This window comes from Faecalibacterium sp. AM43-5AT, assembly GCF_003603345.1.
Taxonomy (GTDB): domain Bacteria; phylum Bacillota; class Clostridia; order Oscillospirales; family Ruminococcaceae; genus Faecalibacterium; species Faecalibacterium taiwanense.
Window position 1 is genome coordinate 18,337 of sequence record NZ_QVGZ01000015.1, and the last position, 17,794, is coordinate 36,130.

Below are 17,794 nucleotides of genomic sequence, written 5' to 3' on the forward strand. Positions count from 1 at the left end.
CTGCTGTGACCGACCGCCAGCTGCGCTGCTTTCTGGCGCTGTACGAAACACTGAACTTTTCTGTCGCCGCACGGCAGCTGTTCCTCACCCAGCCCACGCTGAGCTACCAGATCCGCACGTTGGAGGAGGAGCTTGGCACCCCGCTGTTCGTGCGCACCACCTGCCGGGTGGAGCCAACGCAGGCCGGCCAGCTGTTTGCCGAGTTTGCCCAGAGCACCCGCAAAGGCTACGAGGCTTTTCAGGCTGCTCTTGCGGCCGGGCAGCGCCAGCGGGAAAAGCTGGTGCTGCAGGTACCCGCCACCATGGCCGCACGCGACCCGCTCTATCACGACCTGCTGCTGGCTCTGAGCCGGGAGCTGCCGGACTGCGATCTGGAAGTCGTCACCGACTCCACCTTCCGCCCGCCGGAGGAAGTACTGCAAAGCGGCGTGGATGCGCTGGTGCAGCTGCTTGCTGAGCCGGTGGGCAGTGCCGTGGACGTGATGAGCCTGTTCGATACCCGGTGCTACCTGCTGGCAAGCCCCAACAACCCCCTCAGTGCCGAAAGCTTCCTCACACCGCCGCAGCTCACCGGGCAGACCGTCTGCTTTGAGAGCTGCGATGCCGTTTTTGTCTCCATCGTTCGCCGCTGCATGGAGGAAGTGCCTATGCGCTGGCTGATGGTGCCCAGCTTCGAGAAGGAGTATGTTCGGATGCTGGCAGGCAAGTGCCTGTTCTTCAGTCCGGTGCGGGGGCATGGCTCCCCGAGAGAGTGGTTCCATGCCCTCATGTTCCCCTTCCCGCCCATGCCCACCTGCCTGTTCACCCGCCGGGGCGACACCCGGCCCGAGATCCAGACACTAAAGGCCCTTGCTCTCGCCGAGCACGCCCGTGCCGTGGAGGACGGCAGGTTGTAAACGGTAAATATAGAAGAAGCACCGCTGCGCAGTACGATTTTGCCGCCATCATTGAACGAGCGCAGCCCCTTCTTCGTATCGGATACAGACAACAAAAAGCGTTCTGAGATATCTCAGAACGCTTGGTGGTTGCGGGGGCCGGATTTGAACCAACGACCTTCGGGTTATGAGCCCGACGAGCTACCAGACTGCTCCACCCCGCGATATTTACTTTGTGCTCTCAGCGGTTCTCGCTGACTGCTCAAGTATAATACCACAAGGGCGGGCGGATGTCAAGTATTTTTTTGATTTATTTTTTCTTCTTTTTCCAAACCACAAACCCTGCGCAGGCGGCGGCTGCGATCACCACCACCGGCCATGCACCGGCAAGGGCAACGATGACCTGCTGCAGGCCATCCACAAAGTTCTGCCAGCCAGCGGAAAGGGCGCTGACAAAGCGGCTGCCGAAGCCCTCGCTGGGCGGCGAGTAGGTGCTCACCTCGCTCAGGCTCACGCACACGGTGCACTCTTCCACCTGATCGTTGTACCAGTCCATCTGGCTCTGCCAGCTCTCGATCTGGCTCTGCACATCCGTCAGGCTGGACTCGATCTCAAGCAGGTCGGAGAGGTTGTCGGCCTGCTGCTGCAGCTGCTGCAGGCGGGTTCGCTGGTTCTTGAGATTTTCAAGCCGGGTCTCCACGTCCATGTACTGGGCGGTCACGTCGTCGGCCTGCTGGTTTTTGTAGGTCACGTTGCCTGCTTCGGCCACGGCGGCAAGAAAGTTCTCGTAGTTCTGCTGCGGCACCCGGTAGGTCAGGCTGACGCTGCGGCTGTCACCGGCATCCGAGTATTCACTGCTGGATTCCAGATAGCCGCCCGCTTCAGCAAGGGCAGCATCCAGCGCAGCGCGGGCTGCGTCGTAGTCCTTGCTTTCCAGACTGAGGTTCGCGGTGTAGATGATCTTTGCGTGGTCGGTGCTGTGGGCCGCTGCTGTCGCGTCGTCCTCCGAATAAACAGCGGTGCTGTTGTCTGCGCCGCTTTCCAGCGCCATGGTGTTCAGACTGTAATCGGCTGCCATGGGGCTGTCCACAGCGGCACGGTCCGCGCCGCCTGCCGCCATCACCGCCGCAGTGCTGTCCGCAGAATAATAGACCGCCGGGCTGCTGCTCTTTGCGCCAAGGCCGATTTGTCCGGTGGCAAAAGCACCATAGCCTACCACGCACACAGCAAGGCAGGCCGCCAGTGCGCCCACCCGCTTTGCGGGGAAGCGGATCAGTTTCTTCTTCGGCTGCACCGGGGCGGACTGAGCCGGTACCGGTGCATCGGTTTTCATCATGGGCTGGGCCTTTTCTTCTTCGGTCAACTGGTCTGTCATGGCCAGCAGCTTTGCCTTCAGATCGTCCGGGGCGTAGAGGTCGTCCGTCTCCATCTTGTACTCATACCACCTCATCTTCGATCTCCTCCTTCAGCATCGTATGTAACTGCGCCCGGGCACGCCGCAGCCAGCTCAGCACCGTGTTGGATGGTGCGCCCATCATCCGGCCGATCTCCGCCGCCGTGTACCCCTCGTAGTAATGCAGATAGATGGCATTGCGGTAGTTTTCCGGCAGGGCGCGCACTGCGTCCAGCACACTGCCGTCCTCAAACGCATCGGGCGCGGGCAGGTTCTCGTCCAGCTCGGTGTCCTTCTGATGGGCTGCGCGGGTCAGGTCCCGGCAGCGGTTGATGGCCACCCGCAGCAGCCACGCCTTGAGGTGCTCCTCACTCTCAAACGTACCATTATAATGCAGGAGCTTCTCGTAGACATCCTGCACCACGTCCTCGGCATCGGCTGTGCATCGGCTGTTGTGTATGGCAGCGCGGTAAACAGCATCGCTGTATTTCTGCACTGCCAGCGTAAATACTTCGTTTCTGGTCAGCTGTCCCATAGTTTCAAGCTCTCCTTTACCGCCTGTACAGGGCTGGTGGAATTCGTATTCCACGGGGGACATTCACCCTATACACGGCTGAACGCCCCCGAAGATTGCATTGCTGGAAAAATTTATGAAAATCACCTTTTATATACTCTCTGCAGCAGGGCCACCCGCTCTGCAAGGAAGGTCTCGGCCTTCGGATGGTGCAGCCAGCGCTTGTTCGCCGCTGTGCCAGCCAGCTTTCTGCCCAGCGCTGCCGGGTCGGTATCGGCCTGCATTACATCCTGCATGGTCAGCTGCAGCGTCAGCGCCGCAGGGGTGTCCGGCAGCGGCGGCAGCGGGTCCTCCCACACAAAGGGCGGCAGCAGCTGCACCGCCACCGTGGCGCGGGTGCACTCCTCGGTGAGCAGCAGGGCTGCAGGCGTGCCGTCCGGCTGGACGTGCAGGGTGCTGTACAGCAGCTGCAGACTGCCCTCGGCCAGCAGGCGGATATCCCCCTCCCGCCCGGCAGGCGAAAGGCTCAAATATTCCCGCGCCTCGTCCAGATAGATGTGCCGGGCCGGTGCCTGCACGCGGGCATACAGCGCAGGCAGCGCAAAGCGGCCCGCTTTGTCCAGTGCGTGCTGCAAAAGCAGGTAGAACTCGGTCAGTGGGTAGGCCGGGTCCGGCTGCGGCATCCCGAAGTCCGGCCGCGAAACATGTCCTCCACCCATGGGGAACCTCCTTGATAAATAACGCTGATGCGGTATTCTAAACATAGAAGGGGCGCTGACTGCAAGGGGCAGCTTTCCATCCCGTTTGTCAAAAAGATTGACCGCACAGTTTGGAAGCAGGGCGGTCAATCTTTTTTTGTTATCATCTTACCATATTCTACGACGCATTACAACACGCCCTATTGTAAACCCTGCTGCAACTTCATTGTTGACCGTCTTCCCTCTGCCGCGTTATACTCGGCCACAGATGCCTTGTAAATTTTTAACAGAGGGGAATTCTATTCTATGAAAAACAAAAAACTGACCACCTATCAGATGGCTGTCACTGCGCTGATGGCCGCCGCGCTGTGCGTGCTTGGCCCGCTGAGCGTGCCCATCGGGGCCGTTCCCATTTCGCTGTCAAATTTTGTCATCTGCCTGACCGTATGGCTGCTCGGCCCCAAGTTCGGCACTTTGAGCGTGGCGGTGTACCTGCTCATCGGCCTTGTGGGCGTGCCAGTGTTCTCCGGCTACGGCGCGGGCATTGCCAAGCTGGCAGGCCCCACCGGCGGCTATCTGGTGGGCTACCTGCTGCTGGCCTTCATCGGCGGTCTGTTCATCGAAAAGAGCAAGGGCCAGCCGGTGATTTCCGGCATCGGCCTTGTGCTGGGCGATGCCGCCTGCTACGTGCTGGGCACCGCATGGTTCGTGTTCCAGATGCAGTGCGAGCTGGGCTATGCGCTTTCGGTGTGCGTGTACCCGTTCATTGCGCTGGACCTCGCCAAGATCGTGGTGAGCTGCATCGTGGGTGCACTGCTGCGCAAGCGTCTGGTACAGGCTGGCGTGCTGAAGCTGAAGGAAGCCTAACAGGCAAAGCAAAAGGGAGACTGCAAACGCAGCCTCCCTTTTTTATTTGTGATCCGTTATTTTACATAGCCAAGGGTCGCAGCCATCACGGCCTTGATGGTGTGCATCCGGTTCTCGGCTTCGTCAAACACGATGCTCTGGGGGCCTTCAAACACTTCATCGGTCACTTCCATGGCATCGCGGCCAAAGCGCTCGCCCATCTCCTTGCCCACGGTGGTCTTGTGGTCGTGGAAGGCGGGCAGGCAGTGCATGAACACAGCGTGCGGGCCTGCAATGTCCATCAGCTGCTGGTTGATCTGGTAGGCGGCAAGGTCGTTGATGCGCTCAGCCCACACCTCCACCGGCTCACCCATGGACACCCACACATCGGTGTACAGCACGTCGGCACCCTTGGCGGCCTTGGCGGGGTCCTCCTCAAAGGTGAGAGTGGCACCGGTCTCGGCAGCGATCTTCTGGCACTCGGCCACGAGGGCAGCGTCCGGCTGGTACTTCTTGGGTGCACAGGCGGTGAAGTTCAGGCCCATCTTGGCGCAGCCCACCATCAGGCTGTTGCCCATGTTGTAGCGGGCATCGCCGAAGTAAACGAAGTTGATGCCCTTCAGATGGCCAAAGTGCTCCCGGATGGTGAGGAAGTCGGCCAGGATCTGGGTGGGATGGAACTCGTTGGTCAGGCCGTTCCACACCGGCACACCGGCGTAGTGGGCAAGGTCTTCCACGATCTGCTGGCCGTAGCCGCGGTACTCGATGCCATCGAACATGCGGCCCAGCACACGGGCAGTGTCGGCGATGGACTCCTTCTTGCCGATCTGGCTGCCGGACGGGTCAAGGTAGGTCACTTCCATGCCCAAATCGTGGGCAGCGACCTCGAAGCTGCAACGGGTGCGGGTGGAGGTCTTTTCAAAGATCAGGGCGATATTCTTGCCTGCCAGCTGGTCATTGTGGCGGATGCCGGCCTTCTTTTTTGCCTTCAGGTCTGCGGCAAGGTCCAGCAGTTCTTCGATCTCGGCAGGGGTGTAGTCCAATAGCTTCAAAAAGCTGCGGTTCTTCAAACTCATTGTATATTTCCCTCTCTATGCAAATTTCATTGTATATTTATACTTATATTATATATTATACTGGGATTCTGAAAAAATTGCAATACCCTGTCGGATATGCTATACTGGCTGTGCTGCCCTTCTCCATTCTGGCAACAGAAGGGGGTGGATACCATGGACACCATTCTAACCAATTTTCTGGTGGCTGTCGTAGCACAGGTAGCTGCACACTTCCTGTGCAAGTGGCTTGAGAGTCACCGCAAGGGCAAGTAAGCACAAAAAGAACCCTCTCGGAGCTGCAACTCTGAGAGGGCTCTTTTTTGTGCGTGGATACAATGGAATGTTCTAACCAACTTCCTACCCTTAGTATATGCAATCCCACACAAAAGTCAAGATGCTATGAAAAAAGTTCACAGCTCCAGCTCTGCCTTCCGTCCGGTGGACTGATAGGCAGTCAGCTTCACGCCGGCCTTTTTGAACATGAACCGCGCCGCCACGCTTGAATCGCTGTCGTGGTACTTGTCGCCGTAGTACACCACCTCGGCAATGCCCGACTGGATGATGGCCTTGGTGCACTCGTTGCAGGGGAACAGCGTCACGTACACCCGCGCACCTTTCAGGTTATTGTGGGCGCTGTTGAGGATGGCGTTCAGCTCGGCGTGGCACACGTACATATACTTGGTGTCCAGCGGTGCGCCCTCCCGCTCCCAGGGCATCTCGTCGTCGCTGCAGCCAATGGGCATACCGTTGTAGCCCAAGGACAGAATTTTGTTTTCCGAGCTGACGATGCACGCGCCCACCTGACTGTTGGGGTCCTTGGAGCGCATGGCCGTGAGCAGCGCAATGCCCATGAAATATTCATTCCAGTTGATGTAATCGGTACGTTTCATTTTGGTATGCTCCTTGTGCCTGTATTCTGCCTTTTATTATAGCGTATCGCTGTGGGTTTTACAATAAACTTTGGCACTGCCGTGCAACTTGCACAAAACCTTGCCCCGAAGTTTGGCGCTTGATTCGTCAGAATTTTCAAACGAAATATTTAAAAATCATTTTAAGTGTGGTATTATCTTTGTAAAATATGCCACAAAAGCGGAGAGAATGCTCCGTGCGGCGGAAATGAGGGAAAAACCGATATGAAATACGCAAGCAACAACATCCGCAATATCCTGATTGCCGGGCATGCCGGCAGCGGCAAGACCACGCTCACCGAGGCGCTGGTCTATTTTTCGGGCGCTGCCGAGCGTATGGGCCGTGTTGAGGACGGCACTACTGTTTCGGACTTTGACCCCGAGGAAGCAAAGCGCAAGGCCAGCCTGTCGGCATCTGTAGTGCCGGTGGAGTACGAGGGCATCAAGTACAACCTGATCGATGCGCCGGGCCTGTTCGACTTCGAGGCCGGTGAGTACGAGGGTATCCGTGCCGCCGAGAGCGTACTGGTGGTGGTGTCCGGCCGCAGCGGCGTGACTGTGGGTGCGGAAAAGGCGTTCCAGCTGGCCCGCAAGAATGGCAAGGCTACCATGGTGTTCGTCTCCAAGTGCGATCTGGAGAATGCCAACTACTTCAAGATCCTTGAGGATATGAAGATCAAGTTCGGCTCCACCATCTGCCCCTGTGTGGTGCCCGCCAAGCTGGACGACGGCACCCCCGTGTACATCAACCTGTTCAGCCAGAAGGCTTTCAAGTACGAGGGCGGCAAGCAGATCCAGGTGGACCTGCCGGACATCGGCCACCGTTTTCAGGGCCTGATCGAGGCCATGAGCGAAGCCATTGCCGAGACCGACGATGAGCTGATGGAAAAGTTCTTCGGCGGCGAAGCCTTCACCACCGAGGAGATCGTGGAAGGCATGCGCAAGGGCGTCAAGGACGGCCTGATCACCCCCGTGTTCTGCGGCAGCGCCGTGAACCAGCAGGCACTGGATATGCTGCTGTTCAACATGCACAAGCTCCTGCCCAGCCCGGAGCATGACGCTGCTGTGCTGGCCGAGGATGCCGCCGGTGAGCCGGTGGAGCTGCACTGCACCGAAGCAGAGCCTACCGCCGCCTACGTGTTCAAGACCGTGGCCGACCCGTTCGTGGGCAAGCTGAGCTACCTGCGCGTGGTCAGCGGCAAGGTGACTGCAGGCGAACCCCTCACCAACGCCCGCACCGGCGATGTGGAGAAGATCTCCAAGCCCCTCACCGTCATTGGCAAAAAGCAGGTGGACTCCGACGGCATCATTGCCGGTGACATCGGCGCAGTGGCAAAGCTGGTGAGCGCCAAGACCGGCGACACCCTGTGCGACGCTGAGCGCGTGGTCAAGCTGCCCGCCCCCGTGTTCCCCAAGCCCAGCCTGTTCATGGCCGTCACTGTGGCCAAGAAGGGCGACGAGGGCAAGATCAGCAGCGCGCTGGCCCGCCTGATGGAAGAAGACCCCACCCTGAGCTACGAGAACAACGCCGAGACCCATCAGCAGGTGATCGGCGGTCTGGGCGAGCAGCATCTGGACGTGGTGAAGGCCAAGCTCAAGAACAAGTTCGGCGTGGAGATCGGGCTGGAAGCACCCCGCATCGCCTACCGCGAGTCCATCCGCAAGGCCTGCCAGAAGCAGGGCCGTCATAAGAAGCAGACCGGCGGCCACGGCCAGTTCGGCGATGTCATCATCAACTTTGAGCCCTGCGACAGCGAACAGGTCGTGTTTGAGGAGAAGGTGTTCGGCGGCAGCGTGCCCAAGAACTTCTTCCCGGCTGTTGAAAAGGGCGTGCGCCTTGCCGCCGAAAAGGGCGTGCTTGCAGGCTACCCCGTGGTGGGCCTGAAAGCCACCCTGCTGGACGGCAGCTACCACCCGGTGGACAGCTCCGAGATGGCCTTTATTATGGCCGCAAAGCTGGCTTACAAGGCCGCTATGCCGGAGGCCGGCCCGGTCATTCTGGAACCCATCCACACCCTGAAGGCTCATGTGCCGAACGACAACACCGGCGATATCATGGGCGATGTGACCAAGCGCCGCGGCCGCGTGCTGGGCATGGAGCCGGACGAGGACGGCCTGCAGACCATCATCGCTGAAGTGCCGCTGGCAGAGCTTGCAAACTTTACCACCTTCATCCGGCAGACCACGCAGGGCCGCGGCTGGTTCACCACCGAGTTTGCCCGCTACGAGGTTCTGCCCGAGATGCTGGTGCCTGCCGTTGTGGAGCAGGCCAAGAAGCTGGGCAATCTGGACGAGAGCGCAGACGATTAAACGGCAAACGTCAACTTCCCCAGTCTGCTGCGCAGACAGCCCCCTCACCGAGGGAGCTGTCAGAGCCGTCAGGTTCTGACTGAAGGAGTTCCCACCGAAATACGACATCACCCCGACCCCCGTTGACACTTTTCCCTCTGTCAGCGGGGGTTTTTGCGGGCAAAAAGCCCCCTCGGAGTAGGAGCTCCGGGAGGGCTTTTTTGTTGTATTGCGTCGAAACTTATGTTATACCGGGCCTGCGGCCCTTCTCCGATCCCCCTGTCGCGGAAAGGAGGTGAACCTTGTGGAAAATTTCATCACCTTTTTCCAGACTGTTGCAGCAGAGGTCGTTGCATACTATCTCTGCAAGTGGCTTGACAGCCTGATGTGCAAGGGCAGTAAGCACTAAACACGAAGCCCCCCGGTATTCCGACTACCGGGGGGCTTTGCTTTGTTCATTGCATGAACCCTATGGATAAGTTCTCATCACCTTATCTATCTCTACTATATGCACTTTGGCGCAAAAGTCAAGGATGTACGAGAAAATTTACAATTTACTTTGCCTTGGGGAATGCCTTATTCCAGGTTTCGATCACGTTGAACTTCGGTGTCCAGCCTTCGGGCTTGAAGGTGTCTGCGCTCTTGGCTTCCATGATGCCCTGCTCCACGCACCACTGTGCAGCCTTTGCCATGTCAGCGTCGGCCACATCCGCAAACGCGGGCTGTGCGGCGGGTTCGGGCCTGCCTGCATTGTTCCACACCAGCAATGCCAGCTGGCCGCGGTTTGCGGGGATGGCTGCACCCTCGGGCAGTAGTTCATTCAGGATCACCCGGGTCACCACCTCGTAGCCGCCCCACACGGCTGCGCTGCCAAGGACTACGGCGGCAATGGCACCGCCTGCGTCGCCTTCAGGTGCCGCGCCGATCTCGACAATGTCGCTGGGCAGCAGGGGCTTGTCATTGTCGTCTGCGGCAAGGTTCGGGTCAGGGTCCCTCTGGGTGCCCTGATACACCACGTAGATGCCGTCCCAGCCGACATCATCCGGGATGGCGTTGTAGTCAGTGGGCTTGTAGCGCAGGTAGGCGGTGGTGTACAGATCGCTTTTCTTGAAAGCCTCGACCAGTGCGCTGACATCGCTTTCAGAGACGGGCTCTGTAATGGTCAGCCGTGCCCGTTCGGAGAAGTTGACAGTGAAGCTGCTGTCGGGCACGCTTTTCAGCTTTACGTTGCCGCCGCTGAGGTTGACCGTGCAGCTGCTGGCTTCATTCTCCCTCGGCTTCAGCGTGTCGGCTTCCACCCAGCCGCCGCTGACGTTGAGCTGGCTACAGTTGAGCGCGCCTGCTTCCATAACGCCGCCGGAAACCGTTATGTTGTTCGCGGACACGGTCTGGTCCTTTGCCGTCAGCCAGCCATTCGTTACGTTGAGATCTTTGGAAAGGATGCCAATGGATGCCTTATTGTCTTCCAGATTCAGCACACCGCCGTTTACCGTAATGCTTGAACCTGTAATGGCGACGGTTTCTTTGGCACTGGCATTCAGGGTACCGCCGCTCATCTCCAGCTGGCCCGCAGCGATGCCAAAGCCGCCGCCGCTGGCCGTCAGCTTGCCGCCGCTCACCGTTACTTGGCCGTTATGGCTGGCTTCGATGCCGGTACTGTGTTCGCCGGTGGCAGTTGCGCACAGGGTGCCGCCGCTTACCTGTACGGTGTTGCCTAGGGCATAGATGCCGTTATCCGCAGCGGTCGCGTTCACGGTGCCGTCTGTCACATCCAGCGTGCCGTTATCGATCCGGATGCCGCTGGACGGTGCCTCGGCCGTCAGGCTTCCGTTGCCCTTGATGGTGAGCAGCCCCGGGGTGCGGTTGTTCCAACCGCCGTCGTCGTCAATGTCGATGGCCGTCCTTGTGTCGTAGGTGTGCTTGACCGTGTTGTTGCCGCTCAGGGTGAGCTCGACATTGCCAGACGTAGTAAGGGTGGGACTTGAATCGGCGTTGTATTCTATATGGGCATCCTGCAGCGTGGCATAGACCGTGGTGCCGTCATAACCGTTCAAATCAAGCGTTTCGAAGCTGCCCGAAAGAACAGGGGCTTCGTCTTTTTCCTTGATTGGGTCTGGCTTGTCGCTGCTATTCCAGATCTCCAAAAACTGGCCGTTGAGCTCGGGGTGGTCGTCGATGTCCGCATAGCGGTACACGGAGATCCACGAGCCTTTGCCGTTGGGGTATTTCTCCGTGTTGGACATATCCCACGTTTCGGCCAGCGCGGGCATGCACAGGCTCAGGGTCATGGCCCCTGCCACCGCCGCTGCGGCCAGCTGTCTTGCAAGTTTGCGCAGTTTCATATAGAATTCCTCCTTTTCCCCTCGTATTTTTACGGGGGGGGGTATGTATTACTGTACCTTGATTATCTCACACTTTACCGGATTTTGGAAGCAACCCTGCGTGAATCGCCCTGAAAAGCGCGTGAATCGTCAAAAGTATCACTTCTCGGGCGGGTCAGCCTTTGCCGCGCCAGCGGCACATCATTGCGCAGGCACATCATCTGCGCGCCGACGGCGCGCATTCCGGCAGGATTTCCTCCCCAGCACCGCCTTTTTTGTTGACAAAGCAGCCGCCTGCTATTATAATAATGTAGTCAAAATGGCATTATTGTGCGGCTTTGCGGCTGTGCAAAACAAATAGACAAGGAGAGATTCTCAAATGGCACAAGAGATCAAGATGTCCGCTGCCGGTCTGAAGGCAATGCAGGAGGAACTGGAATACCTCAAAACGGTGCGCCGCAAGGAGCTGGCCGAAGAGATCAAGGAGGCACGCAGCCACGGCGACCTTTCCGAGAACAGCGAGTACGACGAGGCCAAGAATACGCAGGGTCTGGTGGAGAACCGCATCACCGAACTGGAGCAGATGATCAAGAACGCCGTCATCATTGATGAGAGCGAGCTGAGCGTGGACAATGTCTCTGTGGGCACCCACGTCACCATCCTCATGACCGGCGAGGACGAGAACGAGGAGTACGACATTGTGGGCCGCACCGAAGCCGACCCCCTGAACGGCAAGATCAGCGACGAAAGTCCCGTGGGCCACGCTCTGCTGGGCAAGGCTGTGGGCGACAAGGCCGAAGTGCTGCTGCCCACCGGCCACACCGTGGAGTACACCGTGCTGAACATTACCCACGCTGCAGGCTGAGCAGGCTAAACGAATAGGAGAAACCATGGAAGAACAAAAGAAGAATCCGGCGCAGGGCCTGTCCGAGAGCGAGCAGGTGCAGGTGCGCCGCCAGAAGCTGGCCGACCTGCAGGCTGCAGGCCACGACCCCTTCACCCTGACCAAGTACCCGCAGGATGCCTACTCTGCCGACCTGAAGGCCGAGTTTGCCGACCTGCCCAACGAGACCGACAGCGGCAAGACCGTGGCGCTGGCAGGCCGCATGATGTCCAAGCGCGTAATGGGTAAGGCAAGCTTTGCCCACCTGCGGGACGATAAGGGCGACATTCAGCTGTACGTCCGCCGCGATGAGCTGGGCGAAGAGCCTTACGCCGCCTTCAAAAAGCTGGACGTGGGCGATATTATCGGCGTGAAGGGCGAGGTGTTCCGCACCAAGACCGGCGAGCTGAGCGTCCGTGCCACCGAGCTGACCCTGCTGGCCAAGAGCCTGCGTCCCCTGCCCGAGAAGTTCCACGGCCTGACCGACACCGAGATGCGTTACCGTCAGCGCTACGTGGACCTGATCGCCAACCCCGAGGTGAAGGACACCTTCGTGAAGCGCAGCCAGATCCTGAAGGAGATCCGCGCCTATCTGGACGAGAAGGGCTTCCTCGAAGTGGACACCCCCATCCTGACCCCCTTCGAGATCGGTGCCTCTGCCCGCCCCTTCTACACCCATCACAACAGCCTGAACATGGATATGGTGCTGCGCATCGAGACCGAGCTGTACCTCAAGCGTCTGATCGTGGGCGGTATGGACCGCGTGTACGAGGTGGGCCGCATCTTCCGCAACGAGGGCATGGACCCCAAGCACAACCCGGAGTTCACCAGCATCGAGCTGTATCAGGCCTTCACCGACTTCCACGGCATGATGGATCTGGTGGAGGAGCTGTACAAGCGCCTTGCCCAGAAGATCTGCGGCAGCATGGTCATCCCCTATCAGGGCAAGCAGATCGACATGGGCCACTGGGAGCGCCTGACCATGATCGAGGCCGTCAAGAAGTATTCCGGCGTAGACTTCAACGACTGGAAGTCCGACGAGGATGCCATCGCCGCCGCCAAGGAGCACCACGTGGAGCTGCCCGAGGTGCCCACCAAGGGTTCCATTCTGGCCGAGTTCTTCGATGCCTTCGTGGAGGACAAGCTGATCCAGCCCACCTTCATCTACGATTACCCTGTGGAGATCAGCCCGCTGGCAAAGCGCAAGCCGGACGACCCCGCCTTCACTGAGCGCTTTGAGTATTTCATCGACTGCACCGAGTACGGCAACGCCTTCAGCGAGCTGAACGACCCCATCGACCAGAAGGGCCGCTTCGAGCGTCAGGTGGCCGAGCGCAAGGCCATCGAGCCCGACTGCAAGGCACAGGTGGACTACGACTACGTGAACGCACTGGAGTATGGCCTGCCCCCCACGGGCGGTCTGGGCTTCGGCGTGGACCGTCTGGTGATGCTGCTCACCGACAGCGCCTCCATCCGCGATGTGCTGCTGTTCCCCACGATGAAGCCGATTGAGCAATAAAACGTAAAAATTGGCTTTGCTTCGTTTGAAATCGTGGCGTTCGATACTGGAACAACGTGGATTTACCACCAACTTACCACCAAATTTGATAATTTGCATCAGTAAAACGGAAAGCAGCCTACAATAAACACAAGCACCCCTGCCAATGAAATGTGCGATGACACATAGATTGGCAGGGGTGCTTTTCGTGTTTGGAAGATATTAAGAGCATTTCGAAAAAATACTGATATGTCTTGTTGTCCACCGAATCAAGTCGTGGTATAGTAATATTGGAGTAGTTTAACCTTAAAGGTCGTTGCGGCATAAAACTTCCGATAATATTGATTATCTGGAAGTTTTCAGGATTCTACAATGCAGGAGGTTGTCTGTATGGCGGTGCTTTCAAAGAGTCAAATGTCCGAAGAAGATATTAAGTTCCATTACATCACACCCGCAATCACGGCAAAATGGGATAACCAGCACATCACGCTGGAAACAAAAATCACGGATGGCCGTATCAACCTCAAAGGTAACGTTGTGGCCCGTGAAAAGCCGAAACGTGCAGACTATGTGCTTTACCTGAGCGCGAATAATCCGATTGCCATTGTTGAAGCAAAAGACAACAATCATACGGTTTCCCATGGATTGCAGCAAGCTATGATTTATGCGCAGATGTTGGATGTTCCGTTTGCCTTTAGCTCAAATGGGGATGGTTTTGCGGAGCATGACTTTTTGACAGGTAAAGAGCGCACCTTTGGCCTTGACGAATTTCCAACGGAAAAAGAGTTGGTTGAGCGGTACAAAGCAGGCGCAAACAATGGAACTGGTCTGACGGATGTACAGGAGAAAATGATTGCACAACCGTATTATAGCAGCCAAAACACTTACCCGCCGCGCTATTACCAGCGCATTGCCATCAACCGCACGTTGGACGCGATTGCAAGAGGGCAGAATCGGCTTTTGTTGGTAATGGCAACTGGTACAGGTAAAACTTATACGGCGTTTCAAATTGTGTATCGTCTGCTCAAAAGTGGCTTAAAGAAAAAGATTCTTTATCTTGCAGACCGTAACAATCTTGTTGACCAGTCTATCCAGCAGGACTTTGCGCCGTTGGAAAAGGTCATTCACAAGGTGAATTTTTCTAAGGACGATCCTCGCACGATTACTTCTTATGAGGTTTATTTTTCTCTCTATCAGCAGCTTGCAGGAAAGAATGAAGAACAGGATGAGAACGCCGAGAATGCACTCGATAAGCTGTCACAGCTCTTTAGCCCGGATTTCTTTGACCTGATTATTGTCGATGAGTGTCACCGAGGCTCTGCGAAGAAAGAAAGTAATTGGCGCAAAATTCTGGAATACTTTTCTTCTGCCACGCAAATCGGCATGACTGCTACGCCAAAAGAAACCAAATATGTTTCTAACATCGATTATTTTGGCGAACCAATCTATACTTACAGCCTGAAAGAAGGAATTGAGGATGGTTTCCTTGCACCTTTCAAGGTAATCAATGTCATGACGGACATCGGCGAGGGATGGCGTCCTCGCAAGGGCCAGCGCGATATTTACGGAAACGAAATCGAAGATCGCATTTATACAAATAGCGATTACGACTACAACATTATTATAGAGGATCGTATCAATCAAGTTGCTGCTGAAATCACGCGATACTTGAAAAGCACTGACCGCATGGCTAAGACCATCGTATTTTGCCCAACCGAAGAAGCAGCAGAGCGTATGCGGATGGCGTTGGCAAACCAAAATGCCGACATGATGAAGCAGAATCCCGATTATGTTGTTCGCATTACAGGCAGTGATACTTATGGAAAGAGCAAGCTGGATTATTTTATCTCTGTTCGAGAAAAATACCCGGTCATTGCAACTACTTCCAAGCTGCTCTCCACGGGTTCGGATTGCAAGATGACAAAGCTGATTGTCTTGGATGAAATGATTGGCTCTATGACAGAGTTTAAGCAGATCATTGGCCGTGGAACCCGTCTGCGCGAAAAAGAAGGCAAGACCCATTTTGTTGTGATGGACTTCCGAAATGTGAGCCGCCTTTTTGCCGACCCGGATTGGGATGGCCCGATTGAAATGAACGAAGACTTCGATCCCGAAAAAGAGAACGATAAGCCCGTACCGAAAAAGGGCGCAGGAACATCTGACCCTCCCACGTCGCCAGACCCCAAGAAACCCAAACCAATCGTTGATAAAGATGGCTGCCGGGTGGAGATCATCTACAAAACGGTTTCTATTTATGATGCAGGCGGAAAGCTTCTCCGGCAGGAAAGCATTATTGACTACACAAAAGAGAATATCCGTGGCTCGTACGCTTCGCTGGACAATTTTATCCGTCAGTGGTCTGCTGAGGAAAAGAAAGAAAAAATCCGGGAACTTCTTCTGGAGCATGGCATTGACCTTGAAGCACTAAAGGCCGATCAGAACATGACGGATGTGGATGACTTTGACTTTATCTGCCATGTTGCGTTTGATAAAAAGCCTTTGACGCGCAGAGAACGAGCAGAAAATGTCAAAAAACGCGACTTTCTAGGCAAATACAGCGGTGCAGCAAGAGATGTTCTGGAGGCACTTCTGGACAAGTATATGAATACTGGCATTTATGAGATTGAGAAGACGGAAATTCTGCGGCTTGACCCGTTCCTGAAAATGGGCAAGCCTCAAAAGATTGCCTCTTACTTTGGCGGGAAAGACGGGTATCTGAAAGCTGTTAAGGAACTGGAACAGGCAATCTATGAAGGAGAAATTGCATAACAATGGGAAATTTATCGAATTTTGTGAAGCGCGTCCGCGATATTATGCGGAACGATGCAGGTATCAACGGTGATGCGCAGCGCATTGAGCAAATTGCATGGATGCTCTTTTTGAAAGTGTACGATGCCAAAGAGGATGACTGGGAGTGGAACGAAAAAGATTATCAGTCGATTATTCCTGAACCCTGCCGCTGGCGTAGCTGGGCGCACGATGAAAATGGTAAGGGCATAACGGGCGACACACTGTTGGAATTTGTCAACAATACGCTGTTCCCCACCTTGAAAAAGTTACCTGTGGACGCTTCTACGCCCATCAAAAAAGCAATCGTGCAGACTACCTTTGCAGATGCCAACAACTATATGAAAGATGGTGTTTTGCTCCGACAAGTTATCAATGTGATCGATGAGCTTGACCTGAGTGATTATGCAGAAAGTCATGCGTTTGGGGAAATTTACGAAACTATTCTAAAAGAGCTGCAAAGTGCTGGCTCTGCAGGTGAATTTTATACGCCGCGCGCCGTGACTGATTTTATGGCGCAGATGATCGACCCACAAATCGGTGAGAAGATGGCCGATTTTGCCTGCGGCACAGGCGGTTTTATCACCAGCTGGCTGAAAGCTCTGCATAAAAAGGTCAAGACAATAGAGGATGAAGCCCTGTATGCAAACTCCATATACGGCATTGAAAAGAAGCAGTTTCCATATATGCTTTGCATCACCAATATGCTGCTGCATGACTTGGATGTGCCGCAAGTGTTCCATGATAACACATTGCTTCGGGATGTTCTGGATTATACTGAGGACGATCAGGTAGACGTTATCTTAATGAACCCTCCCTATGGTGGTTCTGAGAAAAACGATGTTAAAAACCATTTCCCGGCTGACCTTGCCAGCAGCGAAACAGCAGACCTGTTCATGTCCGTCATTATGTATCGGCTGAAAGAAAATGGCCGTGCAGCTGTCATTCTGCCGGATGGTTTTCTGTTCGGCACAGACAATGCCAAAGTAGCGATCAAAACGAAACTGTTCTCTGAGTTCAATGTCCATACCATCATCCGTATGCCGGGCAGTGTGTTCTCCCCATATACGTCGATTACGACCAACATTTTGTTCTTTGACCATACTGGCCCGACAGAAGAAACCTGGTTCTATCGTCTGGATATGCCGGAAGGCTACAAGCATTTCAGCAAGACCAAGCCCATGAAGCTGGAACACTTTGCTCCTGCGGTAGAATGGTGGAGTGACCGCAAAGAAATTCAGCTGGACGGGTTTGACAAGTCCAAAAAGTACACCGTGCAGGAGATCAAAGACCGCAACTATAATTATTGACTTGTGTGGCTATCCGCATGAGGAAGAGGAAATCTTACCGCCCAAAGAGTTGATTCAGCAGTATCAGGAGAAGCGCGCCAGCCTGAACGCAGACATTGACCGAATCCTTGCTCAGATCACGGAGATTCTAGGCATTGACCTTGATGCACAGGACTGAGCTACATAGATAAGGAAGAAAAAATGACAGGACAGCAACTGAAAAACTCTATTTTGCAAATGGCAGTGCAGGGCAAACTTGTTCCGCAAGACCCCAATGATGAGCCTGCATCTGTACTGCTGGAACGTATCCGTGCTGAAAAAGAGCAGCTTATTAAAGAAGGCAAAATCAAAAAGGAAAAGAATCCTTCTATCATCTTCCGTGGAGCCGATAATTTGCCTTATGAGAAGATTGGAAAAAATGAGCCTGTCTGCATTGCA

At 55.6% G+C, this 17,794-nt stretch carries 14 protein-coding genes, 1 tRNA gene and 1 pseudogene; 8 read left to right on the forward strand and 8 right to left on the reverse strand.

Going from position 1 to position 17,794, the window contains the following annotated elements; translation table 11 throughout:
- Positions 1-5: 5 nt before the first annotated feature.
- On the forward strand, positions 6-896 hold the full coding sequence (locus tag DW937_RS13330) for a LysR family transcriptional regulator (protein ID WP_133300983.1): 891 nt from the start codon (positions 6-8) through the stop codon (positions 894-896).
- Positions 897-1,022: 126 nt separating this feature from the next.
- Here the strand turns inward: DW937_RS13330 and DW937_RS13335 are convergent.
- From DW937_RS13335 to DW937_RS13350, 4 genes are all read right to left on the reverse strand, one after another.
- A tRNA-Met gene (locus DW937_RS13335) sits at positions 1,023-1,099 on the reverse strand.
- An 86-nt stretch (positions 1,100-1,185) separates the two neighbouring features.
- Entirely contained in the window at positions 1,186-2,325 is a 1,140-nt protein-coding gene (locus DW937_RS13340) for a DUF4349 domain-containing protein (RefSeq protein WP_120121296.1), read from the reverse strand.
- Complete coding sequence (locus tag DW937_RS13345) at positions 2,312-2,803, reverse strand: sigma-70 family RNA polymerase sigma factor (protein ID WP_044954130.1); 492 nt, start codon at positions 2,801-2,803, stop codon at positions 2,312-2,314. The genes DW937_RS13340 and DW937_RS13345 overlap by 14 nt, the downstream gene beginning before the upstream one ends.
- Before the next feature lie 122 nt (positions 2,804-2,925).
- Complete coding sequence (locus DW937_RS13350; RefSeq protein ID WP_243111488.1) at positions 2,926-3,501, reverse strand: hypothetical protein; 576 nt, start codon at positions 3,499-3,501, stop codon at positions 2,926-2,928.
- Positions 3,502-3,786: 285 nt separating this feature from the next.
- Between DW937_RS13350 and DW937_RS13355 the strand changes: the two genes are divergently transcribed.
- Positions 3,787-4,347: a biotin transporter BioY gene (locus DW937_RS13355; RefSeq protein ID WP_097777272.1), complete on the forward strand. Its 561-nt coding sequence runs from the start codon at positions 3,787-3,789 to the stop codon at positions 4,345-4,347.
- 56 nt (positions 4,348-4,403) lie between these two features.
- Here the strand turns inward: DW937_RS13355 and argF are convergent, their stop codons facing one another.
- Complete coding sequence (argF, locus tag DW937_RS13360; protein ID WP_097777271.1) at positions 4,404-5,402, reverse strand: ornithine carbamoyltransferase; 999 nt, start codon at positions 5,400-5,402, stop codon at positions 4,404-4,406.
- A 389-nt stretch (positions 5,403-5,791) separates the two neighbouring features.
- The gene (locus tag DW937_RS13365) at positions 5,792-6,271 is read right to left on the reverse strand and encodes a dCMP deaminase family protein (RefSeq protein ID WP_120121298.1); all 480 of its coding nucleotides are present in this window, start codon (positions 6,269-6,271) and stop codon (positions 5,792-5,794) included.
- Positions 6,272-6,514: 243 nt separating this feature from the next.
- Between DW937_RS13365 and DW937_RS13370 the strand changes: the two genes are divergently transcribed.
- The gene (locus DW937_RS13370) at positions 6,515-8,599 is read left to right on the forward strand and encodes an elongation factor G (protein ID WP_118526849.1); all 2,085 of its coding nucleotides are present in this window, start codon (positions 6,515-6,517) and stop codon (positions 8,597-8,599) included.
- Positions 8,600-9,132: 533 nt separating this feature from the next.
- Here DW937_RS13370 and DW937_RS13375 read toward each other — a convergent pair.
- Both DW937_RS13375 and DW937_RS14955 read right to left on the reverse strand, forming a co-directional pair.
- Complete coding sequence (locus tag DW937_RS13375) at positions 9,133-10,920, reverse strand: carbohydrate-binding domain-containing protein (RefSeq protein ID WP_120121300.1); 1,788 nt, start codon at positions 10,918-10,920, stop codon at positions 9,133-9,135.
- A 74-nt stretch (positions 10,921-10,994) separates the two neighbouring features.
- Entirely contained in the window at positions 10,995-11,141 is a 147-nt protein-coding gene (locus DW937_RS14955) for a hypothetical protein (protein ID WP_165852940.1), read from the reverse strand.
- 137 nt (positions 11,142-11,278) lie between these two features.
- On the opposite strand from DW937_RS14955, the gene greA reads away from it, so the two are divergent.
- The 5 genes and pseudogenes from greA to DW937_RS13405 all read left to right on the forward strand — a co-directional run.
- A complete protein-coding gene (greA, locus tag DW937_RS13385; protein WP_005945007.1) occupies positions 11,279-11,764 on the forward strand; it encodes a transcription elongation factor GreA in 486 nt (161 codons plus the stop codon).
- Positions 11,765-11,789: 25 nt separating this feature from the next.
- Positions 11,790-13,301 carry a lysine--tRNA ligase gene (gene lysS / locus DW937_RS13390; protein ID WP_120121303.1) on the forward strand — a complete coding sequence of 504 codons (1,512 nt, stop codon included), beginning with the start codon at positions 11,790-11,792 and terminating at the stop codon, positions 13,299-13,301.
- Positions 13,302-13,670: 369 nt separating this feature from the next.
- Positions 13,671-16,049 carry a DEAD/DEAH box helicase family protein gene (locus tag DW937_RS13395; protein WP_120121305.1) on the forward strand — a complete coding sequence of 793 codons (2,379 nt, stop codon included), beginning with the start codon at positions 13,671-13,673 and terminating at the stop codon, positions 16,047-16,049.
- A gap of 2 nt (positions 16,050-16,051) precedes the next feature.
- Positions 16,052-17,377: a class I SAM-dependent DNA methyltransferase gene (locus DW937_RS13400; RefSeq protein WP_243111489.1), complete on the forward strand. Its 1,326-nt coding sequence runs from the start codon at positions 16,052-16,054 to the stop codon at positions 17,375-17,377.
- A gap of 180 nt (positions 17,378-17,557) precedes the next feature.
- Positions 17,558-17,794: pseudogene (locus tag DW937_RS13405) on the forward strand (restriction endonuclease subunit S); the annotation flags it as partial.